At 70.4% G+C, this 11,534-nt stretch carries 7 protein-coding genes and 2 tRNA genes; 8 read left to right on the forward strand and 1 reads right to left on the reverse strand.

What is annotated here, in order from left to right:
- Positions 1 to 209 precede the first annotated feature (209 nt).
- The 8 genes from OR600_RS09000 to pknB all read left to right on the forward strand — a co-directional run bounded on the left by OR600_RS09000 (position 210) and on the right by pknB (position 11,011).
- Positions 210 to 296 (forward strand) — tRNA-Leu (locus OR600_RS09000).
- A 282-nt stretch (positions 297 to 578) separates the two neighbouring features.
- The gene (locus tag OR600_RS09005) at positions 579 to 1,511 is read left to right on the forward strand and encodes a putative endonuclease domain-containing protein (protein ID WP_265591046.1); all 933 of its coding nucleotides are present in this window, start codon (positions 579 to 581) and stop codon (positions 1,509 to 1,511) included.
- Positions 1,512 to 1,633: 122 nt separating this feature from the next.
- Positions 1,634 to 3,379 carry a serine/threonine-protein kinase gene (locus OR600_RS09010; RefSeq protein WP_265591047.1) on the forward strand — a complete coding sequence of 582 codons (1,746 nt, stop codon included), beginning with the start codon at positions 1,634 to 1,636 and terminating at the stop codon, positions 3,377 to 3,379.
- Positions 3,366 to 4,469: an FHA domain-containing protein gene (locus tag OR600_RS09015; protein WP_265591048.1), complete on the forward strand. Its 1,104-nt coding sequence runs from the start codon at positions 3,366 to 3,368 to the stop codon at positions 4,467 to 4,469. Before OR600_RS09010 ends, OR600_RS09015 begins: the two co-directional genes overlap by 14 nt.
- Positions 4,469 to 4,882 carry an FHA domain-containing protein gene (locus OR600_RS09020; protein WP_135977836.1) on the forward strand — a complete coding sequence of 138 codons (414 nt, stop codon included), beginning with the start codon at positions 4,469 to 4,471 and terminating at the stop codon, positions 4,880 to 4,882. Before OR600_RS09015 ends, OR600_RS09020 begins: the two co-directional genes overlap by 1 nt.
- Positions 4,879 to 6,105 carry a Stp1/IreP family PP2C-type Ser/Thr phosphatase gene (locus OR600_RS09025; protein ID WP_265591049.1) on the forward strand — a complete coding sequence of 409 codons (1,227 nt, stop codon included), beginning with the start codon at positions 4,879 to 4,881 and terminating at the stop codon, positions 6,103 to 6,105. Before OR600_RS09020 ends, OR600_RS09025 begins: the two co-directional genes overlap by 4 nt.
- On the forward strand, positions 6,102 to 8,999 hold the full coding sequence (locus OR600_RS09030) for an FtsW/RodA/SpoVE family cell cycle protein (protein WP_251164383.1): 2,898 nt from the start codon (positions 6,102 to 6,104) through the stop codon (positions 8,997 to 8,999). The genes OR600_RS09025 and OR600_RS09030 overlap by 4 nt, the downstream gene beginning before the upstream one ends.
- A gap of 140 nt (positions 9,000 to 9,139) precedes the next feature.
- Positions 9,140 to 11,011, forward strand: coding sequence for a Stk1 family PASTA domain-containing Ser/Thr kinase (gene pknB, locus OR600_RS09035; RefSeq protein ID WP_135977838.1), 1,872 nt, complete (start codon positions 9,140 to 9,142; stop codon positions 11,009 to 11,011).
- Positions 11,012 to 11,454: 443 nt separating this feature from the next.
- Here pknB and OR600_RS09040 read toward each other — a convergent pair.
- Positions 11,455 to 11,530 (reverse strand) — tRNA-Arg (locus tag OR600_RS09040).
- Positions 11,531 to 11,534: the final 4 nt, after the last annotated feature.

The raw sequence follows: 11,534 nt of genomic DNA on the forward strand, positions 1-11,534 counted from the left end.
GGGTCGGCGGGCGGCGGACCCATGCCAGAGGCTGCTATTGGCATGGGCAAAGGGGCCTCGTGAGGGGGCTTGAGACGCCCCGGCGACGGCAGGTCCATGCCAAAAGCCGCTTTGGCATGGCGGCGCGACCCCGCACCCCTGGGGTCCGGGCGGCCGTTGCCTAAAAAACCGTTGCCTCCGGGCGACGGACGTGTATAATTCCGACTTACGCGGGCGTGGCGGAATTGGCAGACGCGTACGGTTCAGGTCCGTATGAGGGTTCCCTCATGAAGGTTCAAGTCCTTTCGCCCGCACCATCGCACTTCCAGAGCCCCCCGGGGCTCTTTTTTTGTGCCGCCGCGCCTCCTGCCGCCCCGTCCCCAGGCGCCCCCACCTCGCCGCCTGACAGGCCCCGTCGGGGAACGGTCGGGCGATTGTCGGGTTTTTGTCAAACTATTTTTGAGAAGTCCAATATAAACCGGTATATTTAGTGCATACTGATTCCCATGAGTACCGTATTGACCGACCTGGGTGCTTGGATCGCATACGCCTCACGAGCCCCGCTCACACCGATCCCGAAGGAAGAGGCGGACCGCATCATGGGGGAGGCCACGTGCACGGCACGGCAGGCCGACGCCGTTCGCGACCTGCCGTGGTACAGCGAGATGGGCCCGTTCGCCCGCAGCCTCGCCGGCCTCCCCGACACGCAGCGGCTGCCGGTGCACCTCATGGTGGCCCCGGGGCACGACCGCTGCCGACGGGACGGCGCGGTCCCCCACCGCACGCCGGCCTTCGAGACGCCGATGTCCCCTCTGCTCCGGGTCGAGGGGCCCCTTGCGGGAGGCGACCCGGTCCACGTGCCGGCACCCGGGCTCTACCTGCTGCTCAGGGCCGCGATGCTCGGGGTGGCCGGCACGGCGGCGCTCGGGTGCACGGTGGCGGCGAGCTACCTGTGCGACCCGGCGATCGGCCGGTGCCTCCCCCGCGACCCCCTGATAACCGCAGGCGCCGTGGAGGAACTCTGCCGGAAGGCCCCTGCGGCAAAGGGCAGGGCCGTGCTCGAGGAGGCCCTGGGCGCCATCGCCGACCGCTCGCGCTCCCCCATGGAGACGGCCCTGACGGTCATGCTCGCCCTGAAGCCCGCCCACGGGGGCATGGGGCTGCCAAAACCCGAGCTCAACGCCAAGATAGAGCTCCCGAGCGAGCTCAGACAGGCCGTCGGGGGCCAACGGTCGATGCTCGTGGACCTCTACTGGCCCGACGCCGGCGCTGGCGTGGAGTACGACAGCACCGAGTTCCACGACAACCGCGAGCAGGCTATCAAGGACCGACAGCGGCAGTTGGCCTCGGACCTGCTCGGCATAGACGTGGGCCCGTGGACCTCGGCCGTCGTCCACGACGAGCGGCTCTTCTCCATGGCCTGCGCCCGGCTGGCCGAGCGGCTGGGGCTGTCGTGGCACCCCGACGACCGCTTCACCTGGCAGCGCCGGTGCCTCCGGGCGGTCATGCTGGGCCCCCACCGGTTCTGGTGACGGACGGGACCATGCCAAAGGCGGCACCGGCATGGGCGGGCCACCACCGACCGGGGCGCCCGCGCTACACTGGTGCGGTCAGGCGGCCCCACCACACCCCAACCGCACCCAAGGACTCGCCCATGGAGACACAGACATCGCCGGCCCTGCTCCTGGGCCGTTACCGCACCATAGAGCTGCGCGACACCGGCGGCTTCGGGTCGGTCCTGGTGTGCTGGGACGTGCGCCTGCAGCGGCGCGTGGCCGTGAAGTGCCTGCCCCTGGACGCCGAGGGCGACGCCGCCTCGGTGGTCGACGAGGCCCTGGCCGAGGCCCGCGCCTCCAGCTTCCTCACCCATCCCAACATCGTCACGGTCCACGACTTCGCCGTGGACGACCGCCACGCCTACATTGTCATGGAGTACGTGGACGGCGTGACCCTCGCCGAGCTCATGGCCCGGGTGGAGGGGGGCGTTCTCATCTGGTGCGAGGTGGCCCACGTGCTGAGGTCCGTGGCGGCCGCCCTGGCCTACGCCCACGACAACGGCGTCCTGCACCTGGACATCAAGCCGGCCAACGTCATGGTGGCCCGGGACGGCTCGGTGAAGCTCGCGGACTTTGGCATGGCCTCCATCGCCAGCGCCGCAGGCTGGGGCGGGGCCCGGGGCGGCACCGTGGGCTACATGCCTCCCGAGCAGCTCACCGGCGACCTCGTCGACGAGCGCACCGACGTCTTCGCCCTGGCCGCCGTCTGCTACGAGGCCCTCACCGGCCTGCGGCCCTTCGAGGCGACCACGCCGGCCGCCTCCCTCAAGCTCATCGAGAAGGGCGCGCCGCCGCTCTCCGACGCCGAGGAGGGTCTCGGCGGCCCCACCACCCTGGCGTTCCAGACGGCCCTCGCCCCCTCCCCCGCCGGCCGCATGACAGACCCCGAGGAGTTCGCCGGCGAGGTGCTGCCCTCCCTCGGCGACCCCGATGAGGGCCGCGACTCCATCGTCTCGCTGCTGGACGACGAAGGCTCCGACGAGGAGCTCTTCGACGAGGGGGCCTGGCGCGCCCTCGACCCCCCCGGCCGCCGCATCCCCTGGCTCCCCGCCGCGGCCGCCCGCCTGGCCTCCGCCGGCTGCACGGCCGCTCTGGCGTGGCAGTGCGCCGCCCCGCTCGCCGGCCTCGGGCCGGTGGCCGTGGTCTGCCTGATCGTTGCGGCCGCCGTGGCCGGGGCGGCGGTGCCCACGGCGGCCTGCGCCGCGGGGCTCGCCCTCGCCGGCGTCGCGTGCGCGGCCGCCGGCATCGCAGCCGGGCTACCCGCCCAGGCCGTGGTCGGCTGCGCCGTCGCGGTGGCCTGCGGGTTCGTGCCCCTGCGCCTCGCGGGCGGCCGAGCGCCGCTGGCGCCGGCGGTCCTGGCGGCGCCAGCCCTCGGCGCATGGACCGTGTGCCCGGCCCTGGCCGGCTTCGCGCTGGAGCCCGCCGCCGCAGCCGGCACAGCGGCCGCCGCGTCCGTCGTCACCTGGGTGGTCACCGGTCAGGGGGCGCTCTGGTCGGCGGACCCCGCCACCGTGGCCCAGGCCGTCGCCTCCGTGCCGGCCGCCCTGGCCTCGCCGGGCCCCTGGGCGGCCGCGGCCTTCTCGGCAGGGGCGGCGGCACTCGCCTCGGCCACGGGGCGCCGGGGGTCCGAGGGCACCGCGGCGGCGGGACAGGTGCTCGCGCTCGTCGTCACGCTTGTGGGCTGCTCCCTGGCGGGGGGTCTGGATTTTGGCGGGATATGGGGCGCACCGTCGGGCGCCCCCATGGGCCTTGCGCTAGGCTCTACGGTACTTATGATCGTCGCGATCACGTTGTTCGGGCCTCCCGAATTGCGTCGGGAAGGGGAAGACCGTGAACTTTCTTAACGTGTTCGAAGAACGTATAGCAGGCATCTTCGGATCGTCGTCCCAGGCCGCAGCACCCCTCTCCTTCAAGAAGCTCGCCAAGAAGGCCTCGTCGGAGATGGAGAACGAGACCTACGTCATCAACGGCGTGGACACCGCGCCGGCACTCTTCACCGTGCTCGTGTCGCAGGCGGACGACACCGCCATGCGCCCGCTCTACGCCAACCTCACCGAGGAGACGGCCCTGTTCCTGGAGGCCCACGCCCAGCGGCGCGGCTACACCTTCGTGGGCCAGCCCCTCGTGCGCTTCATGGTGGACCCCGCCCTCAAGCACGGGAAGTTCTCGGTCTTCGCCGAGAACGTGGACGCCCGCACGCTCGACCGCCTGCGCGAGGAGGAGCGCGCCTACACCGGCGCCCCCGCGGGCCAGTCCCGGCCCGAGCCCCAGGCCGCCGACCTCGACCTCGGACTCGGGCCCATCGGCACCCCGGCGGCCGACCCCTCCCAGGACGGCCTGGACGTCATGAGCCCCGACACCGTGCTCGACGTCGTGGAGGACGCCTACGCCATGGGACACGACCCTGCGGCGCCCCTGCCCGCCGGCTACCGCAGCCCGGGCACGCCCGTACCCCCGGCCCAGCCCCGCGCCGGCTACATGGGCTCCGTCTCTCCGTCCGACGAGGTGCACGCCCAGCAGGCCCGTGCCCGCCACGACGACCAGCGCCTCGCCGCGCCGGCGCCCGTCCCTGCCCCCGCGCCGGCCACCCAACGCCGCAACGTGCCCCTGGTGAACCCCCACGCCAACCAGCGCCCGACCTCCACGCCCGTAGGCGCCCTGCTCATCGACCGTCAGTCGGGCCGCACCTACTCCTGCACCTCCGACCGCTGCGTCATCGGCCGCGAGCGCACCACCGGCGGCATCGTCCTGCGCGACCCCAACGTCAGCCGGCGCCATGCCGAGCTCTCGCACCACGGGTCCGGCTGGACCATCACCGACCTCAACTCCACCAACGGCACGCTGGTCAACGACGTCGACGTCGACCAGTGCGCCCTTCGTGACGGCGACCTGATCACCCTCGGCCTCACGAACCTCGAGTTCCGGGAGGGCTGATGATCGACATCGTCCTGTTCGCGGGCCGTATCCTCCTGGTGGTGCTGCTCTACCTCTTCCTCTTCGCCGTCATGCGCACCGGCATCGGCCTGGTGAAGGGGCAGCGCAAGGACTCCGCCATCTGGACCCTCGACCTCGAGAAGGGTCCCCGCAACCTGCGCGGCCTGCACGTGGACATGCTGGGGCCGGTGGTCATCGGCCGCTCCCCCAGCTGCGACATCGTCATCGACGAGCCCTTCGTGAGCGCCAACCACGCGCGCCTCACCATCCAGGGGCCCGCACTGGTCCTCGAGGACCTCGAGTCCACCAACGGCACCATGGTCAACGGCCGCACCGTGACCGAGCCGGTGACCCTGCGCGACGGCGACGACCTCCAGGTGGGGGACGCCGTCCTTAGGGTGAGCCGCCGATGACGGACGAGCAGCACCTGCCCGTGCCTGCGAGCGTCACCCAGGCCACGGCCCCCTCCCGACCCATGCTCGACCTCGAACGCAGGCCCGGATCGGACTCCGAGTCAGGGTCCGACCGGCGCCTCGCGTGGGGGTCCCGCTCGGACGTGGGCCTCATCCGCGACCACAACGAGGACTCCTACCTCTGCCGGCCGCCGCTCTTCGCCGTCTCGGACGGCATGGGCGGCCACGCCGCCGGCGAGGTGGCCAGCTCCATCGCCATCCACACCATCGCCAAGGAGGCGCCCGCCACGGCGGATTCCGCCCAGCTCGGCGCCGCCATCGAGGCGGCCAACATGGACGTCCTCACGGCCCCCGAGACCGGGCGGGGCCGCGAGGGCATGGGCTGCACCGCCACGGCGTGCATCATCGAGGACGACCGCATGGCCGTGGCCCACGTGGGCGACTCACGGCTCTACCTGCTGCACAAGGGAGCCCTCGTGCGCGTGACCCACGACCACTCCTTCGTGGAGGAGCTCGTGGATGCCGGCGAGATCACGGCCGACGAGGCCCGCGTGCACCCCTCGCGCTCCGTCATCACCCGCGCCCTGGGCTCCGACCCCGACATGTACGCGGACCACTTCACCATCGGCGTCGAGGCAGGCGAGCGTGTGATCCTGTGCTCCGACGGCCTCTCGTCCATGGTCACGGACGCCGAGATCGAGGACATCTGCGTCACCTCGGCGAGCCCCCAGGTCTGCGCCGACGCCCTCGTGTCGGCCGCCCTCATCGCCGGCGGCCACGACAACGTGACCGTCATCGTGGTGGACATCAGGAACGACGGCAAGGAGGACATCCGCCGCCGCGGCCGCCGCCGCGCGGTCCTGGCCTGGGTGGGCGTGCTCGCGGCCTTCCTGGCCGTGGCGGCCGTCGTGCTCTCCCTCTTCATCAACAGCACGTTCTACCTCGCCCCCTCCGGCGACACCGTGGGCATCTACCAGGGCATGGAGGGGGACTTCCTCGGAGTGCCCCTCTCCCACCTCGTGGAGGAGACCGACGTCCCGGTGGCCTCGCTGCCCGAGGCCGTGCAGAGCCGCCTTTCCGAGGGCATCTCCGTGGAGTCCGAGGACAAGGCCCGCACCACGGTGGAGGACTACCGCCGCCAGATCCAGGAGGCCGCCGGCCAGGCCAAGGAGACGGCCGACACGCTCAAGAGCTCCGGCGACCAGGGAGGTGCCGCATCATGATGGGACACGTCTCCGCCTACGCCCAGGAGCGCCTCGAGCGCGGGGCCAACCGACGCACCACCGAGCTCCTGCTCCTCTGCGCCGGCGCCGTCCCTGTACTGCTCATCTACGCCATGTACGTGGTGGACACCGGCGCGACCCTCTCCTTCGAGACCGTGGCCGTGCCCATCTGTCTGTTCGCCGCCTTCGCCGCCGCGCACCTGGCCGTGCGCATGTTGGCCCCCGGGGCCGACCCGGCCATCCTGCCCATCGTCTTCGTGCTGTCGGGCATAGGCATCACGTTCGTCACACGCCTGGCGCCCACGCTGGCCATGAACCAGGTGACCTGGCTGTTCCTCTCGGTGGCGGCCATGGTGGTCACGCTGTTCGTGGTGCGCAACCTCGACGAGCTGGCCGACTACAAGTTCACCATCGGCATCATCGGCGTGGCGCTCATCCTGCTGCCCATGGTCTTTGGCACCGAGCAGGGCGGCTCCAAGTTGTGGCTCAGGCTGGGTTCCTTCTCCTTCCAGCCCGGCGAGCTGGCCAAGATCGCCATCGTCCTGTTCCTCGCGAGCTTCTTCGCAGCCAACCGCGAGCTCCTGAGCGTGTCGAGCCGCAAGATCGGCCCGCTCACCCTGCCGCGCCCGCGCATGCTCGCGCCGGTGCTCTGCATGTGGGGCCTGTCGCTGCTCATCGTGGTCTTCGAGCGCGACCTCGGCAGCGCCCTGCTCTTCTTCACCATCTTCGTGGTGATGATCTACGTCACCACGGGGCGCGCCAGCTACGTGCTCATCTCCGTAGCCCTGCTCGCCGCGGGCGCCGTGGGCTGCTACTTCCTGTTCAACCACGTGCGTGTGCGCTTCAACATCTGGCTCGACCCCTTCGCCGACGCCCAAGGCGGCGGCCTCCAGATCGTGCAGTCGCTCTACTCCCTGGCCGACGGCGGCCTCTTCGGCGCCGGCGTGGGCCGTGGCATGCCCCGCCTCATCCCGGTGGTTGAGTCCGACTTCATCTTCTCGGCCATTGGCGAGGAGATGGGCCTGCTCGGCGGCAGCGCCGTCCTCCTGCTGTTCATGCTGTTCGCCGTGCGCGGCTTCGCCACGGCGGCGCGCGCCAAGAGCGACATGGCCGCCTTCACCGCCACGGGCCTCACCACCTCGGTGTGCTTCCAGGCCTTCCTCATCGTGGCCGGCGTCACCAAGTTCATGCCGCTCACGGGCGTGACGCTGCCCTTCATGAGCCAGGGCGGCTCGTCGCTGCTCGCCAGCTTCATCATCGTGGGCCTGCTCCTGCGCTGCGGCGACCAGGGCACGGGCCACAACGTACTGGTGAGCGGCTCGGGCGTGGCCGGCTCCACCGTCACCCCCGCGCTCCACGCCAACGGCGTGTCGCAGGTGCACGACGCCCTCAAGGACAGCCCCTACGCCATGGTGAGCTTCGGTATGGAGACACCCGAGTCCGGCGTACTCGGCCGCGTGGCCCTCTCGCACCGTCTCACGGCGCTCGTCACCTTCTTCACGGTGCTCTTCGCCCTGCTCATCGCCAACCTCACGTTCATCCAGGTCATCAAGGCCGGCGACTACCAGTCCATGCCGTCCAACAACCACACCATCGCCCGTTCGGCCAAGGTGCAGCGCGGCGCCATCATCACGTCGGACGGCGTGACGCTGGCGGAGTCGCTCAAGCAGTCCGACGGCACCTACGTGCGCAGCTACCCGGCCGGCAACCTGGCCGTGCACACCGTGGGCTACCTCTCCACCCAGTACGGCGCCACCGGCATCGAGAGCACCATGAACAACGCCCTCACCGGCCACGCCGACCACTCCAGCTGGCAGGGGGCCATGAACTCCCTCGCCGGCATCGAGCAGCCCGGCGACTCCGTGGTGCTCACCATCAACTCCAAGATCCAGCAGGTGGCCGACGAGGCCCTCGCCGGCCGGGTGGGCGCTGTCGTGGTGCTCGACCCGTCCACCGGCGCCGTCCTGGCCAAGTCGAGCGCGCCCACCTACTCCTACGACGACCTCGCCGCAGCCATCACGGGGGCCAGCGGCAACGGCGCCCTCGTCGACCGCACCACCCAGGCCCTCTACGCGCCCGGCTCCACCTTCAAGGCCGTGACGCTCTCGGCCGCCCTCAACTCCGGCGCGTTCACGCTCGACTCCACCTTCGACGCCCCGGCCTCCATGGACATCGGGGGCGCCGCGGTGACCAACGACGGCGACCGCGAGTACGGCACCCTCACCCTGCGCGAGGCCTTCGCCGTCTCGAGCAACGTGGCCTTCGGCCAGCTTGCCGTGCAGGAGGGCGCCGGTGAGCTCGTCAAGTACGCCGAGGCCTTCGGCTACGACGGCTCCCTGGGCCTGGACTTCTCGTGCATCCCCTCCGTCATGGCCAACCCCGGCGACATGGGCGAGTGGGAGACCGCCTGGGCCGGCTGCGGCCAGCCCGTGGGCGAGCACGCCAGCGCCAACGGACCCCAGGCCACCGTCATGCAAAACGCCGTAGTGGCGGCCGCCATCGCCAACGGCGGCGTGGTCATGAACCCCTACGTCGTCGACTCCGTGCTCTCCCCCGAGGGCACCCAGATCTCAAAGACCGCCCCCAAGTCGCTCGGGCAGGCCATCTCGGCCGACACCGCCCGAGAGGTCACCGACGCCATGGTCTCCGTGGTTGAGTCGGGCACCGGCGGAGCGGCGTCGCTGTCGGGCGTCACGGTGGCCGGCAAGACCGGCACCGCCGAGACCGGCAGCGGCATCAACTCGCTCTTCATCGGCTTCGCACCTGCCGACAAGCCCACCCTGGCCATCTCGGTGTGCATCGAGGGGTCCAACGACGCGGAGGCCCGCGGCGTGGCGACCTCGATAGCCGGCAAGGTCATCGCCCGGACCCTCCAGATCCAGGCGGCGGCATGATGGAGACGACCGCACCACCCACGCACCACTGACAGACATCGACGGCACCAGGCACAAACGCAGTTAAAACAGGACACCGGCAGGGCGCCCACATCATCTCGAGCACCACGGCCCCGGCACGTACGGAACAGGAGCGGAATATGCCAGAGCGGATCCTTGGCGGACGCTACAAGGTACAGGGAAAGATCGGCATCGGCGGCATGGCCACGGTGTACCGCGGGACCGACGAGGTCCTGGGGCGCACGGTGGCCATCAAGACCATGCTGCCGCAGTACGCGGCCGACCCCTCATTCGCCGCCCGCTTCAAGCAGGAGGCCCAGGCGGCCGCCGCCCTCCAGAGCCCCTACATCGTGGGCATCTTCGACTGGGGCAAGGACGGCGACACCTACTACATCGTTATGGAGTACCTGCGCGGCACCGACCTCAAGAGCGGCATCCGCACCCACGGCGCCCTCGACTCGCGCAAGGTTGCCCAGATCGGCTCCCAGATCTGCCAGGCCCTCTCGGTGGCCCACAAGCACGACATCATCCACCGCGACATCAAGCCGCAGAACATCATGGTGCAGCCCGACGGCACCATCAAGGTCATGGACTTCGGCATCGCCCGGGCCAAGAACAGCCACCTCACGGCCGACAACTCCGTTCTCGGCACGGCCCACTACGTCTCGCCCGAGCAGACCCAGGGCAAGCCCCTCGGTCCTACCTCCGACATCTACAGCCTCGGCATCGTCATGTACGAGGCCAGCTGCGGCAAGGTGCCCTTCGATGGGGACGACGCCATCTCGGTGGCCCTCAAGCAGGTCAACGAGCAGCCTGTGCCGCCATCGCAGGTCAACCCCAACGTGGACCCGCAGCTCGAGACCATCATCATGAAGTGCCTCATGAAGGACCCGCAGGCGCGCTTCCAGACCGCCGACGAGCTGCGCCGCGCCCTCACCGACTACCTGGCGGGCCGCGTGGTCTCGGTCTCCAACAACGCCACCACGATGATCCCGGCCGGCCCCACCAGCCGCATGAACCGTACCGGCGGTACCCAGCAGATGAACCGCGTCTCCAACCCCTCCGGCGCCACCCGCGTGGCCGCCAAGGTGGACAGCGACGACGAGGACGACGAGCCCTCGGGCGGCGGCACCGGCAAGAAGGTGGGCATCGTCGTCGGCGTGATCGCAGCCATCGTCCTCATCGGCGCCATCGTGTACTTTGCCTTGGGCAACCAGAACGCCACCCAGTCGGTGCCCAACTACATCTCCATGACCCAGGACTCCGCCGTGGCGGCTATCGAGCAGACCGACTTCTTCCAGGTAGGCTCGGTGACCCAGGAGTACAGCGACACCGCCGAGGAGGGCACGGTCATCGACCAGGACCCGCAGTCCGGCACCCTCCAGGAGCGCGGCACCAAGATCAACCTCACCGTGTCCAAGGGCAAGAAGCCAGCCCAGGAGGTGACGGTGCCGCCCCTCGACAACATGACCCCCGACCAGGCCCAGGAGGCCCTCTCCAAGCTCGGCCTCGTAGCCAAGGCCGGCGACTCCGTGTTCAGCGACTCCGTGGACAGCGGCCTCGTGGTAAGCCAGTCCCCCGCCGCCGGCACCACCGCCAAGGAGGGCGACACGGTGACCTACAGCCTGTCCAAGGGCAAGGACTCCAAGTCGGTGCCCGACGTGCGCGGCTACTCTGAGTCCAGCGCCACCTCTACCCTGCAGAACGCGGGCTTCGCCGTGTCGGTGGGCAACTCGGTCTACAGCGACTCCGTCGACGAGGGCTGCGTCATCTCGTACACCCCCAACGGCGAGCAGCCCGCCGGCACCACCATCTCGCTCACCATCAGCAAGGGCCCCAAGCCGGCCCCGCAGCAGCCCACCACCCCCACGACGCCCTCCCAAGGCGGGAACTCGAGCGGCAACTCGGACAACCAGGGCGGTGACACCGGCAACGAGGGCGGCAACTCGGACAACCAGGGTGGCGACACCGGTAACGAGGGCGAGGGCGGCTCGGACTCCAACAACCCGTAAGCCACTGGCAGCATCGAGACGAGAGACCCGAGGGGCCCGCGCATCCGACGACGCGTGGGCCCCTTTCTCATGCCCCGTCCCATTGGTCGGACACTTTTGTCCCACCACCCGGACACTTTTGTCCCACGCGAGCCCCTGACGCTGTCCCCTGCCCGCCGCCCGCCGGTCCCATGCCCGCCGCCCGTGCCGCCCGTGCCCCCCCCGTGCCCCTCGGCACCTGAACGCGGTTGAGGGCGACTCCGGACGGCCGAACGAGCCGGAATCCGCCCTCAGACGCACTCAGGGGCGCCAAATCCGCCCTCAACCGCGTTCAGGTGGGAATGGGGGTGCCCTCGGACGCGTTCAGGTGCCGAGGGGAGACGGTCGGGAGAGGGGGCCGGCCGCCGGGTCGCGGCAGCAAAAAGGCCGGGACGCCCGTTGGCGGTCCCGGCCTGCGGTTATCGTGGTGCGCCTGGGCGGATTCGAACCGTCGACACCCGCTTTAGGAGAGCGGTGCTCTATCCCCTGAGCTACAGGCGCGTTG

It is taken from the genome of Granulimonas faecalis (assembly GCF_022834715.1).
Classification (GTDB): domain Bacteria; phylum Actinomycetota; class Coriobacteriia; order Coriobacteriales; family Atopobiaceae; genus Granulimonas; species Granulimonas faecalis.

Excerpts from the sequence above, each read along its gene's own strand:
- OR600_RS09005 (WP_265591046.1), top strand. The coding sequence starts at position 579 with ATGGGGGAGGCCACGTGCACGGCACGGCAGGCCGACGCCGTTCGCGAC.
- OR600_RS09010 (WP_265591047.1), top strand. The coding sequence starts at position 1,634 with ATGGAGACACAGACATCGCCGGCCCTGCTCCTGGGCCGTTACCGCACC.
- OR600_RS09020 (WP_135977836.1), top strand. The coding sequence starts at position 4,469 with ATGATCGACATCGTCCTGTTCGCGGGCCGTATCCTCCTGGTGGTGCTG.
- OR600_RS09025 (WP_265591049.1), top strand. The coding sequence starts at position 4,879 with ATGACGGACGAGCAGCACCTGCCCGTGCCTGCGAGCGTCACCCAGGCC.
- OR600_RS09030 (WP_251164383.1), top strand. The coding sequence starts at position 6,102 with ATGATGGGACACGTCTCCGCCTACGCCCAGGAGCGCCTCGAGCGCGGG.
- pknB (WP_135977838.1), top strand. The coding sequence starts at position 9,140 with ATGCCAGAGCGGATCCTTGGCGGACGCTACAAGGTACAGGGAAAGATC.